At 72.3% G+C, this 23,961-nt stretch carries 22 protein-coding genes; 11 read left to right on the top strand and 11 right to left on the bottom strand.

Annotation, left to right across the window (positions count from 1 at the left end):
• Positions 1–18: 18 nt before the first annotated feature.
• The 5 genes from SANBI_RS10460 to SANBI_RS10440 all read right to left on the bottom strand — a co-directional run bounded on the left by SANBI_RS10460 (position 19) and on the right by SANBI_RS10440 (position 3,999).
• Positions 19–540, bottom strand: a complete 522-nt coding sequence (locus SANBI_RS10460) for an AAA family ATPase (protein WP_319154785.1) — start codon at positions 538–540, stop codon at positions 19–21.
• Positions 541–601: 61 nt separating this feature from the next.
• Positions 602–1,171: a sugar O-acetyltransferase gene (locus tag SANBI_RS10455; protein ID WP_319154783.1), complete on the bottom strand. Its 570-nt coding sequence runs from the start codon at positions 1,169–1,171 to the stop codon at positions 602–604.
• 65 nt (positions 1,172–1,236) lie between these two features.
• Positions 1,237–1,839, bottom strand: a complete 603-nt coding sequence (locus tag SANBI_RS10450; RefSeq protein ID WP_319154780.1) for a response regulator transcription factor — start codon at positions 1,837–1,839, stop codon at positions 1,237–1,239.
• Positions 1,836–3,050: a sensor histidine kinase gene (locus tag SANBI_RS10445; RefSeq protein WP_319154778.1), complete on the bottom strand. Its 1,215-nt coding sequence runs from the start codon at positions 3,048–3,050 to the stop codon at positions 1,836–1,838. The genes SANBI_RS10450 and SANBI_RS10445 overlap by 4 nt, the downstream gene beginning before the upstream one ends.
• A gap of 4 nt (positions 3,051–3,054) precedes the next feature.
• Positions 3,055–3,999, bottom strand: a complete 945-nt coding sequence (locus SANBI_RS10440; protein ID WP_319154776.1) for an alpha/beta fold hydrolase — start codon at positions 3,997–3,999, stop codon at positions 3,055–3,057.
• A gap of 193 nt (positions 4,000–4,192) precedes the next feature.
• Here SANBI_RS10440 and SANBI_RS10435 point away from each other — a divergent pair, with 193 nt between their 5' ends.
• A complete protein-coding gene (locus tag SANBI_RS10435; protein ID WP_319154774.1) occupies positions 4,193–4,777 on the top strand; it encodes a shikimate kinase in 585 nt (194 codons plus the stop codon).
• 10 nt (positions 4,778–4,787) lie between these two features.
• Positions 4,788–5,096, top strand: a complete 309-nt coding sequence (locus SANBI_RS10430) for a hypothetical protein (RefSeq protein ID WP_319161376.1) — start codon at positions 4,788–4,790, stop codon at positions 5,094–5,096.
• Here SANBI_RS10430 and SANBI_RS10425 read toward each other — a convergent pair.
• A complete protein-coding gene (locus tag SANBI_RS10425) occupies positions 5,061–5,759 on the bottom strand; it encodes an SRPBCC family protein (RefSeq protein ID WP_319154772.1) in 699 nt (232 codons plus the stop codon). The genes SANBI_RS10430 and SANBI_RS10425 overlap by 36 nt on opposite strands.
• 199 nt (positions 5,760–5,958) lie before the next feature.
• Between SANBI_RS10425 and SANBI_RS10420 the strand changes: the two genes are divergently transcribed.
• The 3 genes from SANBI_RS10420 to SANBI_RS10410 all read left to right on the top strand — a co-directional run bounded on the left by SANBI_RS10420 (position 5,959) and on the right by SANBI_RS10410 (position 7,738).
• Positions 5,959–6,381 (top strand): VOC family protein, encoded by a 423-nt coding sequence (locus SANBI_RS10420; RefSeq protein ID WP_319161254.1) that lies wholly within the window; start codon positions 5,959–5,961, stop codon positions 6,379–6,381.
• 109 nt (positions 6,382–6,490) lie between these two features.
• Positions 6,491–7,288, top strand: coding sequence for a bifunctional hydroxymethylpyrimidine kinase/phosphomethylpyrimidine kinase (gene thiD / locus SANBI_RS10415; protein WP_319154770.1), 798 nt, complete (start codon positions 6,491–6,493; stop codon positions 7,286–7,288).
• 99 nt (positions 7,289–7,387) lie between these two features.
• Positions 7,388–7,738, top strand: coding sequence for a hypothetical protein (locus tag SANBI_RS10410; protein WP_319154767.1), 351 nt, complete (start codon positions 7,388–7,390; stop codon positions 7,736–7,738).
• A 222-nt stretch (positions 7,739–7,960) separates the two neighbouring features.
• Here SANBI_RS10410 and SANBI_RS10405 read toward each other — a convergent pair whose 3' ends face one another.
• Positions 7,961–8,578: a biotin transporter BioY gene (locus SANBI_RS10405; RefSeq protein ID WP_319154765.1), complete on the bottom strand. Its 618-nt coding sequence runs from the start codon at positions 8,576–8,578 to the stop codon at positions 7,961–7,963.
• Positions 8,579–8,763: 185 nt separating this feature from the next.
• On the opposite strand from SANBI_RS10405, the gene SANBI_RS10400 reads away from it, so the two are divergent.
• On the top strand, positions 8,764–9,426 hold the full coding sequence (locus SANBI_RS10400; protein ID WP_319154763.1) for a TetR/AcrR family transcriptional regulator C-terminal domain-containing protein: 663 nt from the start codon (positions 8,764–8,766) through the stop codon (positions 9,424–9,426).
• Between the two features lie 69 nt (positions 9,427–9,495).
• On the opposite strand, the gene SANBI_RS10395 is transcribed toward SANBI_RS10400, so the two are convergent.
• From SANBI_RS10395 to SANBI_RS10380, 4 genes are read right to left on the bottom strand one after another with little or no spacing between them, the layout of a single operon-like run.
• Positions 9,496–10,107, bottom strand: a complete 612-nt coding sequence (locus SANBI_RS10395; protein WP_319154761.1) for a YbaK/EbsC family protein — start codon at positions 10,105–10,107, stop codon at positions 9,496–9,498.
• A gap of 9 nt (positions 10,108–10,116) precedes the next feature.
• On the bottom strand, positions 10,117–10,647 hold the full coding sequence (locus SANBI_RS10390) for a YbhB/YbcL family Raf kinase inhibitor-like protein (RefSeq protein ID WP_179914261.1): 531 nt from the start codon (positions 10,645–10,647) through the stop codon (positions 10,117–10,119).
• Positions 10,648–10,654: 7 nt separating this feature from the next.
• A complete protein-coding gene (locus tag SANBI_RS10385) occupies positions 10,655–11,797 on the bottom strand; it encodes a substrate-binding domain-containing protein (RefSeq protein ID WP_319154757.1) in 1,143 nt (380 codons plus the stop codon).
• Positions 11,794–14,022 carry a heparinase II/III family protein gene (locus SANBI_RS10380; RefSeq protein ID WP_319154754.1) on the bottom strand — a complete coding sequence of 743 codons (2,229 nt, stop codon included), beginning with the start codon at positions 14,020–14,022 and terminating at the stop codon, positions 11,794–11,796. The genes SANBI_RS10385 and SANBI_RS10380 overlap by 4 nt, the downstream gene beginning before the upstream one ends.
• 153 nt (positions 14,023–14,175) lie before the next feature.
• Here SANBI_RS10380 and SANBI_RS10375 point away from each other — a divergent pair, with 153 nt between their 5' ends.
• The 5 genes from SANBI_RS10375 (at position 14,176) to SANBI_RS10355 (ending at position 23,920) form a co-directional block, all read left to right on the top strand.
• Complete coding sequence (locus tag SANBI_RS10375) at positions 14,176–15,213, top strand: hydroxyacid dehydrogenase (protein ID WP_319154751.1); 1,038 nt, start codon at positions 14,176–14,178, stop codon at positions 15,211–15,213.
• A complete protein-coding gene (locus SANBI_RS10370) occupies positions 15,210–17,375 on the top strand; it encodes a DUF2264 domain-containing protein (RefSeq protein WP_319154749.1) in 2,166 nt (721 codons plus the stop codon). Before SANBI_RS10375 ends, SANBI_RS10370 begins: the two co-directional genes overlap by 4 nt.
• Before the next feature lie 162 nt (positions 17,376–17,537).
• On the top strand, positions 17,538–18,710 hold the full coding sequence (locus SANBI_RS10365; protein ID WP_319154747.1) for a hypothetical protein: 1,173 nt from the start codon (positions 17,538–17,540) through the stop codon (positions 18,708–18,710).
• A complete protein-coding gene (locus tag SANBI_RS10360) occupies positions 18,710–20,554 on the top strand; it encodes a DNA polymerase Y family protein (protein ID WP_319154745.1) in 1,845 nt (614 codons plus the stop codon). The genes SANBI_RS10365 and SANBI_RS10360 overlap by 1 nt, the downstream gene beginning before the upstream one ends.
• A gap of 9 nt (positions 20,555–20,563) precedes the next feature.
• On the top strand, positions 20,564–23,920 hold the full coding sequence (locus SANBI_RS10355; protein WP_319154744.1) for an error-prone DNA polymerase: 3,357 nt from the start codon (positions 20,564–20,566) through the stop codon (positions 23,918–23,920).
• The last annotated feature ends 41 nt before the right edge of the window (positions 23,921–23,961 follow it).

The raw sequence follows: 23,961 nt of genomic DNA, 5'->3' as shown, positions 1-23,961 counted from the left end.
ACGAGACCCGGTGGCCTGTCAGGTGTCCGCGAACCCCGCGATGCGCTGGGCTGCCTCGTGAGGGGTGAGGTGCGTGGTGTCGACGACCTCGGCCTCGTCGCGGAGCCAGGACTCGTAGGCGTCGGCGTAGGGCTCCAGGTGTCGCATGCGGAACGTCGAGAAGCCCATCTCCGTGTCGTTCTCGATGCGACCTCGGAGCGTGTCCTGGTCGGCGTGGAGCAGGACGTGCCGGACCGGGATCGCGTGGGCGGTGAGTCCGTCGTGGATCTCCCGCCAGTAGGGCTCGACGAGCACGGTCATCGGGATCACGAGCGTCCCACCCGTGTACTCGAGCACGCGTCGCGCGGTCTCTACCACGAGCGGACGCCACGGCGGCCAGTGCTGGAAGTTGTCCGTGGCGGGCAGCCCAGGCGTGATGTCCATCAAGGTCTCGCCGACCTTCTCGGCGTCGAAGACCCGAGAGTCCGGGACCAGCGCCTGGACGAGCTCACTGGTCGTCGTCTTGCCTGCGCCGTGGGTGCCGTTGAGCCAGATGATCACGCCACGAGGCTACCGCTGCCCCAGAGACGAGCAGCTCAGGGGTATTCGTGGTCCTGGGTGACTACTCCTCGATGGTGCGGACCACCCGGGCCGGGGAGCCGACGGCGAGGGTCCGGGCCGGTACGTCCTTGGTGACGATGGACCCTGCCCCGACGACGGCGTCGTCGCCGATGGTGACGCCGGGGAGCACGGTGACGTTCGCGCCGAGCCAGACGTTGTTGCCGATGACGACGGGTGAGGGGATGAGGTCGCCGCGCCGGGAGGGGGCGATGTCGTGCTGGAGCGTCGCGATGACGGCGTTGTGGCCGATGAGGCAGTCGTCGCCGATGGTGATGCCTCCTTGGTCCTGGAACCTGCAGCCGGCGTTGATGAACACGCGGCGCCCGAGCCGGATGTTCTTGCCGAAGTCTGAGGTGAAGGGTGGGAAGAGGGTCACGGACTCGTCGACGGTGGATCCGGTGAGCTGGGAGAGCAGCTCGCGGACCCGCGCCGGCTCGTGGTAGCCGGAGTTGAGGTCGCCGGTGATCCGCAGAGCCTCCTGGCTCGTCTCGTGCATGATCGCGTGCGCGGGGGAGCCGGCGGTGATGGTCTCGCCCGTCGCGAGTGCGTCGAGCAGGTCGGTGAGTGTCATGGTGCTCCGTTCTCGATGGGACTGGCGGAGATCGTCGACGAGGTCTGACCCTCGCTGGCGTGGCATCAGACCCACCCGCGGTCGTGGGCTGTCGCGGCGGCGGTGACCCTGGAGTCGGCGTGCAGCTTGGCCATCGCCGAGGAGAGGTGGTTGCGGACCGTGCCGTGCGCGAGGCCGAGCGTCTTCGCGATGTGCTTGGTCGGCAGCCCCTCGCGAGTGAGGCGCAGCACGTCGGTCTCGCGTGCGGTGAGCGGGCTCTCCTCCTCGGTGAGGGCTGCTGCTGCGAGCGTCGCGTCCACGTACCTCTCGCCCGAGGCGACCGACCGGATGATGGCGGCGAGGCCGGACGCCGGGGTCGACTTCGGGACGAAGCCGCGGACCTTCGCGGCCAGCGCCCGACGCAAGGTTCCGGGGCGAGCGTGCCGGGTGACGATGATGGTCTGCGAGGTGGGGTGGGACCTCAGCTCGTGCGCGACCTCGATCCCGTCGAGCCCGGGCATCTCGAGGTCGAGCAGCACGACGTCGGGGTCGTGCTCGAGGACGGCGGCGACGGCGGCGTGACCGTCGTCGACGTCGGCGACCACCTCGATGTCGGGTTCGAGGGAGAGCAGGGCGACGAGTGCGCCGCGGATGAGCCCTTCGTCGTCGGCGATGACGATCCGGATCATCGGGCGACCTCAGACTGCAGCGCCGCGGTGCGCGCGGGGATGCGCACGACCAGGGTGAAGGTGTCGCCGCGCCGGCTCGTCGACACGGTCCCGTCCCACGAGGCGACCCGTTCGGTCAGGCCAGAGAGACCGGTACCCCCTGTGCGGACCGGACCGGACCCGTCGTTGGTCACCGTGAGGCGGTAGTCCTGCTCAGGGGTCAGGACCAGCTCGAGGGACGCCTCGGTCGCCCGGCTGTGACGGAGGATGTTGGTCGCCGCCTCACGGATCGCCACCGCGAAGACCGCACCAGCGAGCGCCGGGAGATCGGGGACGTCGATCAGGGCCTCGCAGCGGATGTCCGCCGACCGCAGGACCGCCGCGGCGTTCCGGGCCTCGACGGCCACCGTGACGGTGCGGTAGTCGTTGACCACGGCGCGCGTGTCGTCGAGGGCCGCCTGGGCGATCGCCCGGATGTCCGCGAGCTCGGCCGCCGCGAGATCTGGCTGGTCGGCGAGCAGACGACGTTCGGCGAGCTCTCCCTTGAGGGCGATCACCTGCAGGTGGTGGCCCTGGATGTCGTGGAGGTCGGTCGCGAACCGCAGCCGCTCGGTCGCGACGGCGAGGTCGGAGGCGGTCCGGCGGGCCTCGTCGAGGCGGAGCACGACGCGCAGGACCCAGACTGCGCTGAGCGGCATGGTGGTGATCACCACGAGCGTGCTGACCACCACGAGGGTCGTGCCGTCGTCGACAGGGGTGCTGACCACGGGTGTCGGGTCGGCCTGCGTGGCGAGGGCACCTCCCACGGTGAGCACCGCGAGGGTGCCCAGGATCGCGGCGAGGCTCCACCAGCGGGGCACGATGCAGCTGAGCATCCCGCCCGCGGTGACGAGCAGGAAACCCCATCCCCACCCGCTGAAGTGTGGCAGCAGGGCGACGCCCCAGGTCGCGGTCGCCACCACCAGGAGCAGGACGACCCACAGGTTCCGCTCCGAGACGCCTCCGGTCGTCCGCAGCAGCGACGGGACCGCGGCGAGAGCGAGCACCACCGAGACGACCGTCAGGACCACGAGGAGGACCTGCCGCGGGCCGTCTGCCCCTCCGCCCGGCCCGAGGACCAGCTGGAGGAAGGCGGCGGTGACCACGAGGACCCAGAGGGTCACGGCCGTCGACGCGCGCATCCACCGCAGGTCGGCCGCGCGTCGAGAGCTGCCCGGCAGGCCGTCTGTCATGTGCTCAGCGTACCGAGAGGGAGGTGAGGAGCTCGTCGGTGTCGCGCGCGATCTGCGGCGACTGCGTGTGGTGCAGGTAGTGCTCACCGTCGAGGGGGACGACCTCGCCGTGGTCGACGCTCGCCGCCTGGTCCTCGTGCAGCTCGAGCCAGCCGTCGACGTCCGAGTCGTCCTGCACGACGAAGAGCAGGACCGGCAGCATCGACGGGAAGGTCAGACCGCTGACCGAGGCGAAGTTCTCGGGCGTGCGGTCCATCTCGTCGAGCAGGGTCGGAGCCGTCGAGTTCTTCGTGGTGAGGAAGCGCATCTGCTCCTTCGTGTCCTCGTCGTAGGGCAGGCCGGCGTAGGTGTCCCCGCCGATCGCGGACAGCACCCGCAGCAGGCCGAGGGTGCGCAGCTGGGCGAGACCAGCGGTCGGTACCGGGTCGTCCCAGCCGGGCTGGTCCGGCACGCTGCTGTCGATCCCGACGAAGGCGACGAGCTCGTCCGGGTACAGCTCGCTGTACTCGAGGGCGTAGATGCCGGCGATCGAGTGCCCCATGAGCACGTAGCGGTCGACACCGAGCTGCTGCAGCGCCTCGTGCACCTCTGCGGCGATGTTCGCCGCCGTGCGCGGCGAGTCGGTCTGGTCGCTCAGACCTGTGCCGAAGGGCTCGACGGCGATCACCCGGTGGGTGTCGTCGAGCTCGGCGATCAGCGGCTCGAAGTCGAGCCCCGGGGCGGCGGTGCCGAGCCCCGGGAGGAGGACGATGGTCTCGTCGCCGGTGCCGCTGACGACGACGTTCATCTGCTTGCCGTCGACGGGGACGAGCTCGCCGTAGGACGTGATCGCGGCCAGGTCCGACTTCGTCGCGACCACGTTGACGATGGAGGTGGTCGTCAGAGCCAGGACGGGGAGCGCGACGACGACGCCGGCGGTCCACAGTGTGATCTTCAGGGGCTTGCGCATGAAATCCTCGTCTTCAGGGAGGCGGCTCGAGGGCCGCTGTGCAGTTCCTCAAGGACACCGGAGATCGGGATCGCGCAGAAGTGCCGTGATGTCACCCGAGACCCATGACTGATGTCATGGGTGCAGGGCATCCGGGGTCGCTCTACCGGCGACCGCCTTGCTCGCCGCGCGCCTGCTCGCCCATACTTCGGGCGTGAACCAGCAGCCCCAGCAGACTGTCCTCGTCGGAGCCCCGGGGAGCGGGAAGTCGACCGTCGGCGAGATCCTCGCGGCGGCCACGGGTCGTCCCCACGTCGATGCCGACGCGGCGAGCGCAGACTTCTACGGAGAGGTCGGCTGGTCGGTCGAGCGACTCGGTGCCAGGGCGTCCGAGGTCGGGTTCTCCCTCGCGCACGAGGAGTGGGAGGTCGCGCTCGCGCACGCCGTCGAGCGCCTCGTCGAGACATCACCCGGTGCCGTCATCTCTCTGGGTGCCGGGCACTCGCACGTCACCGACGACGCGCTCTTCGAGCGTGTGGTTCGTGCTCTCGGGGCGGCGGACCAGGTGGTCCTGCTGCGGCCCTCGGACGACCTCCAGGTCTCGCTCGAGGTCCTGCGGCAGCGGTGCCTCGACGACAAGGGGACTGCGTGGAAGGTCGACGGCGAGGACTGGCTCGAGCGGTGGCTCACGGACGGGCGCGACGAGCGGGTCGCGACGCACTGCGTGCTCACCTCCGGGCTGACCCCGGATCAGACGGCCAGCGTGGTGGCAGGGTTGGACCTGGGTGCTCGGCGCTAGCCTCGGGGCTATGAAGATCGTGCGACAGAACCCGTGGCAGGCGGCAGGCATCATCGGCATCGTGCTCGTGGCGGTCGGTGCGCTGCTGGTCGTCCGCGGCTCCGCCCCGCGGACCTTCGGATGGTTCGCCTACGCGCCGCTCTCGGAGACCACGTTCTCGCCCGGCATCCAGGTGCTCTCCACCCAGATGCTCTGGGGTCTGGGGCTCGGGGCGGCCGGACTGGTCGTGCTGGCCGCGTCTGTCGCGTACTCGCTCGGGCTGCGCCACGGGAGAGGCGAGGGTCTAGCGGGTCGCGTCCCGTCCTCCGGCCGAGACTGACGGCTCTGGTGCGCGAGCCTCCGCGCGGTCGCGGATACCCCGCAACATCTTCTGGGTCATGAGCAGGCTCACCCACTCGACGGGCTCGACGAGCAGCGCGACCCAGGGAGCCGTGTAGCCGTAGCGCTCGCGGACCACCAGACGGCAGGACCTGTCGTCGACGGGGACGAGCACGAAGGCCCAGGAGAACTCGTAGGGCATCGCCGGTCGAGCGGCCGGGGTCGGGTCCGTCGAGACCTGCGGCCCGGTCGAGGTCGCCGACAGCACGAGCGCTGTCCCGGCATCGACCGTCGTCGCGACCAGGGGGACCTGCTCGGCGAGGTGGACGGTGTCGCCGACCACGAGGTGCTGGTGCTCGGGCATGATCCTGTCTGCGCTGCGGATCCCGAGGCGTGCGAGGTCTTCGAGCCTGTCGTAGCTGTAGAAGCCGCCCCGGCCCTGACCGATCTGCACCACCCACGGCCACACCTGCGAGCACTTGGCGTCGATGGTGATCCCACGGGTCGCGACGAGGTCGGGGTAGCGCACGACCTCGTCGCCAGGGAGGGGGCGGCTGCGTTCGTCGGGCAGCGAGCCCCAACCGAGCGAGGCACGACGGGCAGCCGCTCCGGCGCACGCGGCGACCGAGGCCAGCAGGGCGAGGGGGACCGCGCGACGACTCATCTCTCTACCCCACAGGTCTGAGCCGTCCGCCGCGACGGACCATCGTCCTGGGCGCCCCTGCGTCCCGGACGATCACTGTCCAGTTGCCCGGGCAACATCTTCCTCAGGATCGCGGTCGGGAGCATACTCAGCCGTGTGGGCTCGGTGCGGTGCTCTCGCCGTGACGTGCCGACACCTCATCCGCGCGACGATCGGGACGATCATGACCACCCTGAACCCGTACCTCAACTTCCCCGGCACGGCCCGCGACGCCATCACCTTCTACGCCAGGGTGTTCGGCGGAGAACCGACGATCTCGACCTTCGGCGAGTTCGGGATGGCTCAGGACCCTGCGCAGGCTGACCTCGTCATGCACTCCCAGCTGACGAGCCCGTCCGGTCTCGTGCTCATGGCCTCTGACTCCCCGGACAGCGCGGACCTCGTCGTCGGGTCGAACGTCTCGGTCTCGCTCAGCGGAGACGACGAGGCAGAGCTGCGCGGGTACTGGGACGCGCTGGTCGACGGCGGGCAGGTCACCGTACCCATGGAGGCGTCTCCATGGGGCGACGTCTTCGGCATGCTCGTCGACAAGTTCGGGATCAACTGGCTGGTCAACGTCGCGGTGACCCCGCCCGAGGGCTGAACCCGGAGAGCGGCCGGACGGGGCCTGTGCTGGTGCGCGCGTGTGGACAATCCGCTCGTCGCGTGCCAGCCTCGACCTCGTCCCACCCCGCACCGACGAGAGTAGTTCGATGGTTCCCCTCGCGTATGTCATCGCCGGATCCGAGGCCACTGGTGGCGCCGGGATCCAGGTCGACCTCAAGACCTTCCAGCAGCTCGGCGTCTACGGCGTCGGCACGCTCACCTGCATCGTCTCCTTCGACCCCAAGAACGACTGGGGACACAGGTTCGTCCCGGTCGCGCCCGAGGTGATCGCCGACCAGTTCGAGGCCGCGACGAGCTGCTACGACCTCGACGTCGTGAAGATCGGCATGCTCGGGACCCCTGCAACCATCGACGTGGTGGCCCGCTCGCTCGCGAGCCAGCCGTGGCGGCACGTGGTCCTCGATCCTGTGCTGATCTGCAAGGGCCAGGAGGCCGGCGCCGCGCTCGACACCGACACCGCGCTGCGCGAGCAGATCCTCCCGCTCGCCACGGTCATCACCCCGAACGTCTTCGAGGCGAAGACCCTCGCCGGGATGGAGTCGATCACGACAGTCACCGACCTCGAGGAGGCGGCCCGCCGCATCTACGCGCTCGGCCCGCGCTACGTGGTCGTCAAGGGCGGGGTCGAGCTCGACGGGCCCGACGCCGTCGACGTGCTCTTCGACGGTGAGGAGGTCACCGTGTACTCCACGCCGAAGATCGGCCAGGAGCGTGTGAGCGGGGCCGGTTGCACCTTCGCGGCGGCGATCACCGCCGAGCTCGCGAAGGGCACAGACGTGCCCGAGGCCGTCGCCGTCGCGAAGCGGCTCGTGACGGCGGGCATCACCGAGCGGGTCAGCTCGCACGCGCCCTTCGACACCGTGTGGCAGGGTGCGGCGGTCTGACCGCCCCGTCTGGGTGACGGGCTCAACCCGCCGCCCGGACCACCTCGCACCGTGGTGTGAGGGATGATGGACCCGACCGATCGACGAACGAGGGCTGCTGTGAGCGAGAAGACCGAAGAAGAGCTGACCATCTGGATCAAGGAGCAGATCGACGCGTACGACGCCGGGACCATCGACCCCGACCTCGCTGCGCACCTCGATGCCGAGATCCCCGGCTGGAACGACGCCGGTGCCCGCGCCCGCGTGACGCCCGAGCCGGCTGTCGAGGACGCCGAGGCCATGGCCGCCTGGATCGAGATCAACAGGGTGGCACACGTGGCCGGCTCGCTCCCCGAGGGGCGTGCGGAGTACCTCGACTCGATCGCGCCCGGCTGGTCTGAGGCACCGGCGGCTGACGCCGACGAGGTCGAGGCTGCGTCTGACGTGCCGGTCACCGAGCCGACAGACTGACTCCTCTGGATCTGTCCGTCACGTGTGCGGACAGACGAACGATGCCCTCGCCCGGGTCTCCGGGGCGAGGGCATCGTTCGTCTGAGGGGTGATCCTGGGGATGGCGGCACGGCACGGCACGGCCGAGGCTGCGTGGCGGAGCGAGGGTGACGGACCCGGTGCTGACGCGAGCTGGTCCAGTGCCAGCACCAGCACCACCAGGAGCGCCAGCCTTGCCGCTGCTCAGCGTCGCGCGCGGCGCACGAGCGCCCAGGTTGTCGGCAAGACACCCGCGATCAGCAGCGCCTTCACGGTGTCACCGACCAGGAACGGGGCGACGCCGAGACGCAGCGCCGTCGCGAGGTCCACGTCGAGGAAGGCCATGAGCCACGGGACGCCGCCCGCGTAGACCACGACAGAGGCGAGCAGGACGAGCCCGACCGAGCGCAGCGGGGTCTTGTCCTGCCCGCGGCGGGCGAGGTGACCGGCAAGAGCAGCGGCCGGCAGGTACGCCAGGATGTAGCCGAAGGACGCGAAGGCCCAGCCGCTGCCGCCGTCGCCGTAGACAGGGGCACCGAGCATCCCGACGAGCACGTAGAGCGCCACGCTCAGGCTGCCGCGAGCGGTGCCGAGGGCGGCTCCGGTGAGCAGCACGCCGAGGGTCGCCAGGCTGATCGGCACGGGGGTGAAGGGCAGCGGGACGGCGACCTGGGCGAGGACAATCACCACGAGGGTCCCTGCGAGCACGAGGAGCGTGTCGACCGCGGTGCGCGAGAGTGCGACGGGGCGGGGGAGCAGGTCGGCGAGCACCAGGCTGTCGACGGGCGACCGGCCGGGGCCGAGCGGGAGAGCGGTGGACATGGAGACTCCTGACATGAACGGTGTTCAAGTTGTTGAACGGCGTTCAAGGTATCTGGCCTGTGAGGTAGCGTCAAGCACCGCGAGCGACGCCGCGACCGCCCGTGGTGCGAGAGGATCGGCCTCGGGGTGACGGCGCTGCCGAACTCCTACCAGACCGTCGAGCCAGAAGGGCCAGGACCCAGACTGTGGCACTGACCAGGACCGACGTCGTCGACGCGGCGATCAGGATCCTCGACGAGTACGGTCTCGGCGACCTCACCATGCGGCGCCTCGCGGCGTCGCTCGGGGTCCAGCCCGGCGCCCTCTACTGGCACGTCGCGAACAAGCAGGCGCTGCTCGGCGCCGTCGCCGACAGGATCCTCGAGCACCTCGACGACGACATGCCCACGGGCGACTGGGACCTGAGGTTCAACGAGCTGGCGCACAGGCTGCGGGCGGCGCTGCTCGCGCACAGGGACGGGGCCGAGGTGGTCGCCGCTGCGCACTCCCTGCGGACTGGGCAGGGCGGGACGCTCGCCCTGCTCTCGCAGGTCCTCGCGGACGCCGGCTTCACCCCGGCCGAGGCGGAGCTCGCCGCGCTCGCCGTCCTGCACTACGTGCTGGGCCACACCGCCGACGAGCAGGGGCACGCGCAGTCCGAGACCCTCGCACGGACCGCGGGCACACCAGCCGCGGGCGACACCGCGTCTTCGGCGGACCTGGCGACGCCGGGGACGGCGACCCCGGGCACAGCAGAGGGGGCTGCCGGTGGTCCGCAGACCTCCGACAGCCCCCTCGCGGGCGAGACCGCCCGTTTCGGCTTCGGTCTCAGCGTGTTCGTCGACGGGCTCCGCGCCCGGCTGACCTGACGCTGCAGACCAGCAGGCGTCAGGACGACAGGCGGCAGAGCAGCAGGCGGTAGACCGGCAGGAGACGCCTCAGGAGACGCCGAGGTCCGAGATGATCTGGACCCGCGGCATGGTCGCGAGCAGCACGCCCGGGAGCGTGATCTTGGAGCGCCGCACCCCCGAGCCGATGACGATCCAGCCAGCCTTGGCGCCGTCGTCGAGGAGCACGGGCCACTGCTTGCCCAGGCCGATGGGGCTGATGCCGCCGTACTCCATGCTCGACTCGTTCACCGCGCGGTCGACAGGCACGAAAGACGCCTTGCGCACGTTGAGCAGCGACTTCACGGTCCCGTTAATGTCGGCCCGCGACGACGCCCTGACGGCTGCGGCGGCCGTGCGCTCGACACCCTCACGCTTGCCGGCGACGAGCACGCAGTTGACCGACTGCGTCATCGTGATGTCGTACGCCTCGCACATCGCGGCCGTGTCCGACACCTCGGGGTCGATCTCCGCGACGAACACCTTGTCGGCGACCGTCGGGTCCGAGGCCGCCCACTCGAGGAGCGCCGCGTGCGTGACGTCGGCGAGCAGCTCGGGGTGGTCGACCGCCCTCAGCCACGTGAGCGTCCCGATGGTCGGGGCTGCAGGCTGAGGGGTTCCGGTGCCGGACGAGGGGGTCTCTGGAGAGTGTCGGTCAGGCATGCGTGCAGGCTATCCCAGCTGGAACGTGGCGGTGAGCGTAGCCCGGGCGACCGTGTGGAACACGGCAGTGAAGTGCACCACAGCGGGGCTGACCTCGGGGTCGAGGTCGAGGGTGTCGACGTCGAGGGCGTGCACCGCGAAGACGTAGCGGTGCGGGCGGTCACCCTTCGGCGGGGCGGCGCCGAGGTAGTCGAACTCTCCGCCGTCGTTGCGGACGTGGAACGCGGCGCCGGGGAGCATGAGGTCGCTCGACCCGTCACCCTGCTCGAGCTCGGTGACCTCGAGCGGGACGTCGACGACGTTCCAGTGCCACCAGCCCGAGGGCACCGGGGCGTCGGGGTCGAACATGCTCACGAGGAAGGACTGCGTGGTGTCGGGGAAGCCCGACCAGGCGAGGTGCGGCGAGGTGCTGCCACCCTCGGCGGAGAACTCGGCTCCGAGGGGTGCGCCCTCGGTGAGGTCGTCGCTGGTCAGCGTGAACGACGGCACTGCGGGGAGGAGGGAATAGGGCTCGGGTGCGACGGGGCGGCTCAGGTCCATGCCTCCATCATGGACTCTGGGCAGGGTGCCCCGCACGCCCGGACCGCGACGACGCCCGCACCACGAGCCACGGGTCGAGGGAGACGGTGCGCCGGGGACGGCGGCGCCCTTCGCCGAGGCGGGCGGTGAGCAGCTCGACAGCAGCCCGGCCCACCTCGCTCTTCGGCGGACGGACCGCTGTGAGCGCGGGCTCGGCCATGCTGGCCACCTCGTCGTCGTAGGCGACCACCGCCAGGTCACCCGGGACCCTGATGCCGCGGTCTGCGCACAGCTGGAGCAGCGCGATCGCCTCGGGGTCGGAGTGGACGAGCAGCGCCGTCGTCCCCGTCTGCTGGACCTGGGCCATGCGCTCGTCGAGCACCTGCTCCCAGGCCTCGTCGCCGAAGCCGACAGCCCGGCCGACGAGGTCGTCACCCGAGGGCATGCCGAGCTCGTCGCAGGCCTCGCGCCAGCCGGCCCGGATGAGGTCGGCGTGCGGGCTGGTCGCCGTGACGAGCCCGACACGACGGTGACCCTGCCCGTGCAGGTGGCGCACGGCGAGCCCGGCCCCGTAGGCGTGGTCTGTACGCACCCACTCCACCCGCTGGGTGTGGACCCCTGCGGGTGGTTGCCGCTCGACCAGGACCACCGGGACGTCGAGGGTGTCGAGCCAGCGCACGAGGTCGCGCCCCTCCTCGCCCTCGACCTGCGGGGCGAGCAGCAGACCGTCGACCTCCCCGGAGTCGAGCAGCCTGCGGATGTTCGACCTGTCGTCGCTCACGCTGTACGACGACCCGCGCACGACGACGCGGTCCCGGCCGAGGGTCGCCGCGGCCCTCGCCCCGTGGACCACCTGCGGCCAGTAGAAGCTGAGCGAGGGGACGACCATGCCGATCGTGAAGCGGGTGGTGCCCGTCCCGCGCGGCCTGCTCGTGGCGCTCGTGCCGACGTCGAGCGTGCTGCGCAGGGTCGCACCGCCGTGCACCCGGGTCACGAGGCCCTCGTCGGCCAGGGCGGTGATGTCGCGCCGCACGGTGATCTCGCTGACCCCGATCTCGGCGGCGAGGCGGCTGACCCGCACCGAGCCGTCGCGGCGGAGCTCGTCCATGATCCGCTCACGCCGCTGGAGCCCGAAGGTGTGCGGGGTGGTGACGGTGCGCGGGGCGGTCATGCGGCCTGCTCGTCGGACGGTCCGGGGGTGGTTCCGAGAGGTGCGCCTGCGGAGATCACGACCGTCGTGGTCCGACCCCGGGCCGTCTCGTCCTGCTCGCCTGTCTCTGAGCCCTCTGAGCCCTCTGACCTGTGCCCCTCTGCGTCGTTCGCCTCAGTCAGGACGAGGTCGAGCCTGGTGAGGTGGTCACCCCACACGTCGGTGAGCAGCGGGTCGTCGAGGGTGCGGACCGTGAGGCGGGCCGTCGCTGCGGCGGGGTCCCAGCGCAGCAGCGCAGCGCGGGCGGCGCGCGGTGCGCGGACCTCGGCCTCGCCCGGTGCGGGGAGGGTGACCTCGCCGTGCAGCAGGAACCGGATCTCGTCCGCAGGAGTCGGCTCAGGAGCGGCCGGGGCTGCCGTGCGCGAGACCGGGACTGGGAGCGATGCAGGGGAGCGTCGGGCAGACCGCCGGTCGCAGACGACCACCTCGCCGTGCTCGCGGTCGAGGGTCACGGTGCGTCGCCACGTCTCAGGGGGCAGGCCGGGATAGGCGGCCGACAGGTCGAGCGACAGCGACGAGCGAGAGGGACGGGTCTGGCCCTCGGCCGCGACCTGCTGGGCAGCCTCATGTGCCCGCTCACCAGGACCGGGACCCTCGCCGTCGGCGGTGCCGACCGCTGCGTGCTCGACGTGCTCGGCGAGCTCGACCCGCACACCGGCTGCGGCAGACGCACACCCCGGCGGCTGCTCGGTCCCCGCCACGACCGGGACGTTGTGCCAGCCGCTCTGCATGGTCCAGATGTCGTACCTTCCGGGGCCGAAGGTCTGCGCCGTGTACGTCGGCTGACCGGCGTCGACGACCACGGGGACCCCGTCGATGGCGACGATCACGCTGCCGACGTCGTCGTGGTTGTGGTGCTCGTCGTTGTGCCCACCCTTGACGGCGAGCGTCAGGCCCGCGGGGCTACCGGCCTGCTCGCGGGCGACGAGCAGCTCGACGGAGGGCAACCACGTCTCGAGCGGCAGGGGAGCGTGCGGTGTCGCCCCAGAGCGCCCGGCAGCGGCCCACGACGGGTCGGTCAGACCGCGCAGCGCCCTGCCCAGGCCTGCGTGCTCGGTGACGAGCGGACGCCCGGGGTCCGCGTGCGAGGCCGCGTGGGCGGTGACCGCGTCGTCACCGAGCAGCCGCCCCCAGCGGTGCAGCACGTGCCAGGGCTGGTCGGGAGTGGGGCGCGCCGGTCCGTCGGCGACGTTGACGTACCAGGGGCCGGCCACCTGCATGCGGTGCGGGAAGCGTGCCGTCTCCCGGACGGCGGGCACGCGGGTCGCGTCGAGGGTGCCCGCCGTCGCGTGGTGCAGCAGCTCGAGGGCCTCGAGAGCCCGTCCTGCGCCGTTCCACCAATAGCTGTACCCCTCGTCGATCGCCCCGTCGGCCGGGATCGACGCGACGAACCTGTCCAGGCCCTCGATCACCAGGCCCACGAGGCGCGCCGCCTCGGCAGGGTCCTCGACGAGCCCGAGGACCGCCACCAGGACGTTGCCGTGGATCCACGGGTTCCAGTTGTGGACGTCGCCGTCGAGACCGAGCCAGTGCCAGTCGCGCCGCCGGGAGAAGGGCTCGAAGACCCTCTCCTGCGCCTCGTGGCGGACCCGGGTCCGCACGCCCGGTGCCCGTGCGTCGAGGGCGTCCCCGAGCAGCGCGTCGACCCACGCGAGCTGCGCGACGACCTCCCCGGCACCGAGGTCGAGATACGGGTCGGTGACAGTCGGTGTCACCGCACCGTGGGCGGAGAAGGTGTCGTCGTGCGCGGCCCACGACCACCCGCTCTGCTCGCACAGCAGCACGAGACCGTCGACGGTCTCGTCGAGCCACGCCTCGTCACCCGTCCACGCCGCCATGACCGCGGCGCGGCTCAGGCGGTGCTGGCGCTCGCGGACGCGGTCTTCGTAGGCCGTCCGGTCTCCGTCGCGGAAGAACCTCGCGTAGTCGCTCGCGAGCGGGACGGGCCAGGGCTGGGTGCGGTCCGCCTCCGCACGGGCCGCGAGCGCGGTCAGCGTGGGCAGGTCTGCCTGCGCCCAGACGTCGCGCTCGCCCGAGGAGGGCACAGGCAGACCGAGGGTCAGCCTGCGCGGCCGGGCACCGGGTCCCAGGTGGTCGCGCCAGGTGGACAGCAGGGGCCCCACGGATCCTGCTGCGTCGTCCTGCGCGCCGCGTGCGACGGGGTGGTACTCGGGTGCGGGGGTCATGCGTGCCTCGCTGACTCTCGAACGTCGGTGTTCGAGCCTGATCGAGTGTGTCGGTCTCTGATCGACCTGGTTGCCGGTCATCGTAGCGCCGGTCTTGACTGAGAGCGCAGCCCGCCGCCCGACGACGCTCGACGATGCTCACCGAGGAGACCCATGCCCCCCGCCGGACCCGTCCCGCCCCAGCGGCGCCCCCGCGCGCTCGCGCTCATGGCCGACGACGTCTTCGACCAGCAGATGGACGGGCCCAGGCTCGACAGGTTCGCCCGGCTCGCCACGCTCACCGACCTGGTCCACACCGACACCCTCGACAGCCCGCAGGTCCGCGAGGCGGCCCGCGACGTCGAGGTGCTCCTCACCTCCTGGGGTGCCCCGCGCCTCACCGCCGCTCGGCTCGAGCACCTGCCGGCCCTGCGCGCTGTGCTGCACTGCGCCGGGAGCGTGCGACCCCACGTGAGCGACGCGCTCTGGGAGCGGGGCATCCAGGTGACCACCGCCGCCGACGTCAACGCCGTCCCCGTCGCCGAGTTCACCGTCGCCGCGATCGTCCTGGCCAGCAAGAAGGTGTTCACCCTCGGTGCCCTCGCCCGCCAGCACCGCGGCGCCCAGTCCCGCCGCGACACTCTGGGGCCGCTGAGCACCTTCGGGCTGACCGTCGGCATCGTCGGGTTCTCCCGCGTCGGGCGCCGCGTCGTCGAGAGGCTCCAGGTGCTCGACGAGTGCACCTGCCTGGTCGTCGATCCCTACGCCGACCCGGCCGAGGTCGCCGCTGCCGGCGGGGCGCTGGTCAGCCTCGAGCAGATGCTCGGGCGCGTCGATGTCCTCTCGCTCCACGCCCCGTCGGTCCCGGCGACAGACCGGATGATCGGCGCCGTCGAGCTCGCCGCCCTGCCCGACCACGCGACCCTGGTCAACACCGCCCGCGGCAGCCTCGTCGACCACGACGCGCTCGCGGCCGAGTGCCTCACCGGTCGCCTGCACGCCGTCCTCGACGTCACCGACCCGGAGCCGCTGCCCGCGACGTCACTGCTGCACGGGCTCCCGAACGTCATGCTCACCCCGCACGTGGCCGGGTCGCTCGGCTCCGAGACGCTGCGCATGACCACGAGCGCCCTCGACCAGCTCGAGCTCTACGCCGCCGGGTTGGCGCTGACCGCCACCATGACGCGCGAGCTGCTGGAGGTCAGCGCATGAGCACCCGCGAGGCTCCCCGCCGTCTGACCTTCCTCGACGTCCCCGCCGACCACGAGCTCTCGCCGTGCACAGGGTGGACCCGCGCCCACTGGGCCGCGCTCGCCGACGACCTGCTCGTCGCGACCCGGCCGTGGACCTCGCCCGACTGCTCGCACGTCGACCTGCCCGGTCGCACAGGCGGCTACGGGCACGACATCGACGGCCTCGAAGGATTTGCGCGCAGCTTCATGCTCGCGGCCTTCAGGCTCGCGGGGGAGCGCGGCCGCGACCCGCTCGACCTCGCCGGGCGCTACGCCGCAGGTTTCGCGGCCGGCACCGACCCGGCCAACCCGCGTCGCTGGACGCGCCCCGACGAGCACGGGCAGGCGAAGGTCGAGGCCGCGGCGCTGGTCATCGGCCTCGACATGACCCGGCCGTGGATCTGGGACCGCATGGCCCCACAGGTCCAGCAGCAGGTGGTCGACTATCTCGCGACTGTCGTGGGTGGGGAGTACCCGCAGAACAACTGGGTGTGGTTCAGGATCGTCGTCGAGACCTTCCTGAGGTCCGTCGGCGGTCCGTGGTCGGCCGAGGACATCGAGTCCGACCTCGCCACGCACGACACCTTCGTGCGCGAGGGCGGCTGGTACGCCGACGGGCCCGAGCGCAGCTTCGACTACTACACGGGGTGGGCGCTGCACCTCTACCCGGTGCTCTGGGCACGCATGGCCCCCGACGACCCCCTGGTGCTGTCGAGGCGTGCGCGCCTCGACGCGCACCTCGACGACTACCTGGGCCAGGCGGCGACCCTCGTCGGGGCAGACGGGGCCCCGCTCTTCGAGGGACGCAGCCTGGTCTACAGGTTCGCGGCGGCGGCGCCCTTCTGGGCGGGTGCGCTCTCCGGGTCGACGGCTCTCACACCCGGTCAGACGCGCCGGGCAGCCTCGGGGATCGTCAGGCACTTCACCGAGCACGGCGTGCCCGACGAGCGTGGTCTGCTGACGCTCGGCTGGCACGGGGAGTGGCCCCACCTCGCCCAGCACTACTCAGGCACGGGGTCGCCCTACTGGGCGTCGAAGGGGATGCTCGGGCTCGCGCTGCCGGCCGAGCACCCTGTGTGGACAGCGACCGAAGAACCGCTCCCGGTCGAGCGTGGCGACGTGCTCACCGTGGCGCGGGCGCCAGGGTGGCTGGTCTCGGGGACCCGCGCAGACGGGCTCGTCAGGGTGGTCAACCACGGGACGGACCACGCGCTGCCCGGCGACGCGGTGACCGACTCCCCGGTCTACGCGCGGCTCGGGTACTCGACGGCCACGTCGCCCGTGATGGGTTCCCGTGGCGCGGCAGACCCCCTCGACCAGTCCGCCGCTGTCGTCGGCCCGGACGGACGGCTGAGCCACCGCTCCGGGCTCGAGACGGTGAGCGTCGGGGTCGTCGCGCTCGAGGGTGCTGGGGTTGCTGGCAGTCCTGAGGGTGCCGGAGGTGGCGGGGATCCCGCGGGCACGGGCGGTGCTGTCGCGCAGGCCGGGGTGGCGTTCTCCCGCAGCAGGGCGCACTGGGTGCGACCGGCCGACGACGCACGCGACTACGGCTCGGGGCTCGCCGGCGAGGTCACCTGGGGACCGTGGGTGACCACGGGGTCTGTGGTCCGCGGGGCCTGGGAGGTGCGGCTCGTCATGGTCGACGCCGTGCCCGGGGCGACGAGCGGCCGGTTGCGGGTCGCCGGCTGGGCGCTGTCGGACACGGTGCCGCCAGCCGTGGTGGTCGAGGGAGCTCGCGGTACGGGTACAGGTGCGAGCGAGGGGGCGGAGGTCGCTGCCCGGCCGATGGTGCGTGCGACGACCATGACGCTCGTCTCGTCCGTGCAGGCGATGGTCGGGGACCTGGTCGCGGGCGCAGACGTCGAGGAGGACGTCACCCCGTTGGGCCCGTGCACAGCGGTGCCGTGGCTCGAGACACCGGGGGAGCCCGGTGCCGGGTGGTACGCGGTGGCCGTGCGGCTCGCGGGGGCCGCCGTCCCCGAGGAGACGCCGCCGAAGGTCGTGGGTGCCGGTGCTGCCAGTGCTGTCGGCGCTGTCGGTGGCGGCGGTGATGCTGGGCGCACAGGCAGCACCGTGCGGGTCGTGTGGTCCGACGGGGCGTCGTGCCAGGTCGAGCTGCCTGTCGGGGGTCTCATGACCTGACGGGTGGTCTGGCTGCGGGCCGTCGGGACGGGTGAGGTCGGCGTCCGGGGCTGCTCGGTGTCGGTGACGTGACGTATCGTTGTTCGAACAGGTGTTCGACACGGACGCCTGCCGAGCAGACCTCCGGCGCTCGGGACGACGACCACTGGCAGGTGACCCCCGATGCACGCACTCACCTCGTCGGACGACCCTGCTCCGCGGGCCGACGCCACCCCGGAGGACGCGACAGGTCCTGCTCCGGCACCGGCCCTGAGCACCGCTGCCGAGCGTGTGGCCCGGGCCCGCGAGGCGCTGCGCGCCGCCGAAGAGCGGACCGGAGCCAGGTCGCTCAGCGTGGTGCCCGCCGCAGAGGTCGCCACCCGGCTCGGCTCCGTCGACGCAGGCCGACGGTCGGCACGGCCCACCTCGGTGCCGGTGACGACCCCACCCGCCGCGCTGTCACCTACGGCGTCCTCGCACACCGCGTCCTCACGCACAGCCCCCTCACCCACAGTCCCCTCGCACGCGACGCTCTCGTCCGTGGTGCCCCCCGCGGTGGGGCGCACCGAGCAGGGCGAGCCGGCCGTGCCCGCAGACGCCCCCGCACCCCTGCACGCTGTCGACACCATCATCAGCACCGAACGGCCACCACTGCCGGTCCCCGACGAGCTCCTGCCGCTGCTGCCCGCAGGTCTGCGCCGAGGCATCACCGTCCAGGTCGACGGCTCGACCTCGGTGCTCCTCGCGCTGCTCTCCGAGGCCTCGCGCGCCGGATCCTGGGCGGCCGTCGTCGGTGCACCCAGCATCGGGCTGCTCGCCGTCGCCCAGGCGGGCATCGACCTCAGCAGGCTCGTGCTGGTCCCTGCGCCCGGGGCCCAGGCCGCACCGGCGCTCGCGGCCCTGCTCGACGGCATGGACATCGTCGTCGTCGGGCCCGAGGTCTCGCTCCTGCGCGCCGACCGTCGTCGGCTCGTGGCCCGCGCCCGGGAGCGGGCGAGCGTCATCGTCTCGCTGCGCCCCTGGGAGGGGGCCCACATGACCCTCGCCGCAGAGCGCACCCGGTGGTCCGGCCTCGGTGCCGGCAGCGGGAGGCTGAGCAGCCGTGAGCTCACCGTCACCCGCACCGACAGGGCGCAGGGGATCACCTACCGCCACACCGTGACGCTGCCCTTCGCACGACCAGCGAGCACGACTTCAGGTGTGTTCGCACCTGGGCCGGTCACTGCACCGCTCGCTGAGCCTGCCACCGCCCCCGACATCGCACCCGTGGTCGTCCCCGAAACCACCACGGCCCCGGCAGCCGTCGCCGCTGCCCGCCACGACGCCGTCCAGCCGTCCTTCGCGCAGGTCGGCTGATGACCACCGTCCCGACCGTGCCGCCGGCCGACGTCCGAGCAGCCGACGCCAGCCCGGCCGACGCCAGCCCGGCCGGTGCCAGCCCGGCCGACGCCAGCCCGGCCGACGCCCGACCGACCGGTGCTCATCCGGCAGGCACCCACCCGGCAGGCACCCACCCGGCAGGCACCCACCCTGCAGGTACTCAGCCGACAGGCGCTCACCCGACCGCTGCCACGTCGACCAGCGCGGCAGCCACCCGGCACGTCCCGGGGGCCTCAGCCCACCGCACCGCCGTGGTGTGGGTGCCCGACTGGCCCGTCGTCGCAGCGATGCGTGCAGCCGAGGTCCCGGCCCAGCAGCCCGCGGCCGTGCACGACGGACGACGGATCGTCGCGAGCTCGGCGCCAGCCCGCAGCCAGGGCGTCCGCCGCGGCATGCGCCTGCGCACGGCGCAGGAGTGCTGCCCCGAGCTCGAGCTGCTGCCCGTCGACGACGCCCGCGACACGCGCGACTTCGAGCCCGTCGCCGTCGCCGTCGAGACCCTGGTCGCCGGGCTGGAGATCGCACGGCCGGGCCTGATCCTGCTGCCTGCCCTCGGCGCCAGCCGCTACCACGGCTCGGAGGAGGAGCTCGCGCGGCGTCTCGTCGAGACCGTGGCCGAGCGCACAGGGCACGAGAGCCAGGTCGGCATCGCAGACGGGATCCTCGCCTCCCTGCTCGCCGCACGCACGGCCCTGCTGCTCCCACCCGGTCAGACGGCGCAGTTCCTCGCGACGCACCCGCTCGACGCGCTGCTGCACGCCGCGACCAGCCCGGACGCCGTGGACGAGACGCGTGAGCTCGTGCACCTGTGGACCAGGCTCGGTCTGCGCACCCTCGCCGACCTCAGCGCCCTCGCCGAGGCCGACGTCCACACCCGTTTTGGCGAGCGCGGGCGCTGGGCGCACCGCATGGCGCGCGGCGCCGACCTGCGCCCGCCGGCCCGCCGCCGGCTCGAGCCCGACATCGGCGTCGAGACAGCCCTCGACCCGCCTGTCGAGCGCGTCGACACCGCGGCCTTCGTCGCGCGCTCGCTCGCCGAAGACCTCTACGCCCTCGTCCTCGAGCGCTCTGTCACCTGCTCCCGGCTGCGCATCAGCGCCCACACGGAGTCCGGGCTCGCGCTCTCGCGCACCTGGCGCACCGACGACGGCGCGCTCGGCGGGCTGTCCGCCGCACGCATCACCGACAGGGTGCGCTGGCAGCTCGAGGGCTGGCTGTCGGCCACCGGGGTCCGCGGCGAGGGCGACCCCGAGCCGTCTCCGCTGGTGCGCCTCGCGATCACCGCCGAGGGTGTGGTCGCCGCCGGTGCCCAGCAGGGCCGGCTGTGGGGCGCGGCGAGCGGCGACGAGCTCCGCGCCCGGCGCGTCACCGAGCGTGTCCAGGGCATCCTCGGCGGTGACGGCGTGCTCAGCGCCACCCTCCAGGGCGGACGCAGCGCCCGCGACCAGGTGCACCTCGTGCCGTGGGGAGACACCCACCCCGCGCCCCGCGCCCTCGACAGACCCTGGCCCGGGCAGCTGCCGCAGCCCGCCCCTGCCACGGTGCCCGCCGAGCCCGCCGACGTCACCCTGCTCGACGCCCAGGGGGAGCCGGTGCTGGTGAACGTGCGGCTCGCGACGAGCGGCGAGCCCGCCGTGCTCGTCACCGCGTCCGGACGGCACAGGGTCACCGGGTGGGCTGGTCCCTGGCCGCTCGCCGAACGGTGGTGGGGCGAGACCGCCCAGCGCCGTGTGTACGTGCAGGTCGTCCTCGACGACGACACAGCCCTGCTGCTCGCCTGCACAGGTGGGCAGTGGACCTGCGAAGCCCTCTACGACTGAAGCCGTGACATGACCCACCGCACCCGCCCGTCAGCCCGGCCCGAGTACGCCGAGCTCCACGCCCACAGCGCCTTCAGCTTCCTCGACGGGGCCAACCAGCCCGAAGAGCTGGCCGCCGAGGCTCACCGCCTCGGTCTCACAGCCCTCGCGCTCACCGACCACGACGGTCTCTACGGCGTCGTGCGCTTCGCCGAGGCCGCTCGCCAGCTCGGCCTGCCGACGATCTTCGGGGCCGAGCTGCACCTGCCCGACGCTGCAGGCACCCTCGACGCGCCGACAGGTGTCCCCGACCCGCGCTCGGAGCACCTGCTGGTCCTCGCCCGGGGACCCCAGGGATACCGCAACCTGTCGTCCGCGATCGCCGAGGGGCACCTCTCGACGGGCCGCAAGGGCGCCGCCGACCACACCCTCGACGAGCTCGGTGCGCGCGCCGACGGCCAGTGGCTCGTGCTGACAGGGTGCCGCAAGGGGGCCGTGCGCAGCGCCCTGGGGCCAGGCCCGGACTGGGACCCCCGCGGCGCGGCGACCGAGCTCGACCGTCTGGTCGCCACCTTCGGCCGGGACAACGTCGCCGTCGAGATCACCAGCACCGGCGACCCCTACGACGACGAGCGCAACAACCACCTCGCCGCGCTCGCCAATGCCGCCCGTGTCGACCTGGTCGCCACGACGGCTGCGCACTACGCCCACCCGCGCGACGCCGACCTCGCCGCGGCCCTCGCCGCCGTCCGGGCCCGCTCGAGCCTCGACGACATGGACGGGTGGCTGCCCGGTGCGCCGTCGGCGCACCTGCGCTCGGCGAGCGAGATGCTCGTCCGCCACAGCGCCCACCCCGAGGCCGTGACCGCAGCAGCCAGGCTCGGTGCCGAGTGCGCCTTCGACCTCGCGCTCGTCGCCCCGAACCTGCCGCCCTACCCCGTGCCGGCCGGTCACACCGAGGCCACCTGGCTGCGTGAGCTCGTCCGGCGCGGAGCCCTCGCCAGGTACGGACCGCGCGAGTCCGAGCGGGTCCCCGGGGCCTACGCGCAGATCGACCACGAGCTGCGGATCATCGAAGACCTCACCTTCCCCGGCTACTTCCTCGTCGTCTACGACCTCGTCGAGTTCTGCAGGGTCAACGGGATCCTCGCCCAGGGGCGTGGCTCCGCGGCCAACTCGGCCGTCTGCTACGCGCTCGGGATCACCGCTGTCGACGCCGTCACCCACGGGCTGCTCTTCGAGCGCTTCCTCGCGCCCGAGCGTGACGGGCCGCCCGACATCGACGTCGACATCGAGTCTCAGCGACGCGAAGAGGTCATCCAGCACGTCTTCGACACCTTCGGGCGCCGGCACGCCGCCCAGGTCGCCAACGTCATCTCGTACAGGCCGAGGTCTGCTGTGCGCGACGCCGCCCGCGCGCTCGGCTACGACACCGGCCAGCAGGACGCGTGGAGCAAGCAGATCGAGCGCTGGGGGTCGTTGCGACCCGCGCCGCCGTCGCCCGAGGCCGTCGCGGCAGGCATGCCCGAGGGCAAGCCCTACGGGGCGCTCGAGCAGCGCGAGCGCATCCGGGACCCGCTCGTGGAGCCGACAGCCCGCGACGACAGGGCGATGGCGCGCGAGGGCATGTGGGTCAAGGGCGGCTACGCCCCCCAGCGCGACACCGAAGACATCCCGGACGCCGTCGTCGCCCTCGCCGAGAGGCTCTTGAGGCTGCCGCGGCACCTCGGCATCCACTCGGGCGGCATGGTCATGTGCGACCGCCCGGTGATCGAGGTGTGCCCTGTCGAGTGGGCGCGCATGCCCGGCCGCACGGTCCTGCAGTGGGACAAGGAGGACTGCGCCGACGCCGGTCTGGTCAAGTTCGACCTGCTGGGCCTCGGCATGCTCACAGCGCTGCGCATCGCCTTCGAGCAGGTGAGCACCCACGAGGGTGTCGAGCTCACGCTGCACGGCCTGCCGCAGGAAGACCCCGGGGTGTACAGGTTGTTGTGCGCGGCCGACACGATCGGGGTGTTCCAGGTGGAGTCGCGCGCGCAGATCTCGACCCTGCCGCGCCTGCAGCCGGACTGCTTCTACGACATCGTCATCGAGGTCGCCCTCATCCGCCCCGGGCCCATCCAGGGCAACTCCGTGCACCCCTACATCAACCGCAAGCGCGGGCGCGAGAAGGTGACGTACCTGCACCCGCTCCTCGAGAAGTCCCTCGGCAAGACCCTCGGAGTCCCGCTGTTCCAGGAACAGCTCATGCAGATGTCGATCGACCTGGCGGACTTCAGCGCGACCGAGGCCGACGCGCTGCGCCGCGCGATGGGCTCCAAGCGCTCGACCGAGAAGATGGAGGCGCTGCACGAGCGCCTGCTGAGCGGCATGGAGAAGAAGGGCATCGACCGCGTCGCGGGCGAGGAGATCTTCGACAAGCTCAAGGGTTTTGCCGACTTCGGCTTCCCCGAGTCCCACGCCTACTCCTTCGCGTACCTGGTCTACGCGAGCGCCTGGCTCAAGGTGCACCACCCCGAGGCCTTCTACGCGGGCCTGCTGGCCGCCCAGCCGATGGGCTTCTACTCCCCGCAGTCCCTCGTCGCCGACGCCCGCCGCCACGACGTCGAGGTGCTGCGCCCCGACCTGCTGGCCTCGCAGGTCCAGGCGGCGGTCGAGCAGTCCCCGGGGAGCGGGACCCGCGGACTGGCGGTCCGGATGGGGCTCTCGTCGGTGCGCACGGTGACCGCAGAGGTCGCCGAGAAGATCGTGGCCGAGCGCACCGAGCACGGTGACTTCGTCGACCTGCGCGACCTCGCCCGGCGGGTGCGCCTGAGCACGGCCCAGCTCGAGGCCCTCGCGACCGCCGGGGCGCTCGACTGCCTCGGGGTCGAGCGCCGCGAGGCGCTCTGGGCTGCCGGCGCCCTCGCGCAGGAGCGGCCCGACACCTTGCCGGGGGTCTCTGTCGGGGTGGCTGCCCCGATGCTCCCGGGCATGAGCGAGGTCGAGACTGCCGTCGCCGACACGTGGGCGACAGGGGTGACGACCGAGTCGTACCCCACGCAGTACGCACGCCCGGCGCTCCTGCGGATCGGTGCGATCACCGTCGCGGAGTGCACCACGGCCGACGAAGGACGGCGTGTCGCCGTCGGTGGCGTGGTCACGCACAGGCAGCGACCCGGCACCGCGAGAGGTGTGACCTTCCTCTCACTGGAGGACGAGACCGGCCAGCTGAACGTCATCTGCTCGCCGGGCCTGTGGCAGCGGTTCAGGCGTGTGGCGCGAACTTCTGCGGCTCTCGTGGTGCGGGGGCGGCTGGAACGCAACGACGGGGCCACCAACCTGGTCGCCGAGCACCTCTCGGCCCTGTCCTTGCAGGTCACGACAACTTCACGAGACTTCCAATGAACGCAGGGGTTTTCATCCGCACGCGAGCCGAGCAATATCGC

Origin of the sequence: Sanguibacter biliveldensis, from assembly GCF_033798665.1 — a bacterium.
GTDB classification, from domain to species: domain Bacteria; phylum Actinomycetota; class Actinomycetes; order Actinomycetales; family Cellulomonadaceae; genus Sanguibacter; species Sanguibacter inulinus.
This window is presented reverse-complemented; position numbering and strand designations above follow the sequence as displayed.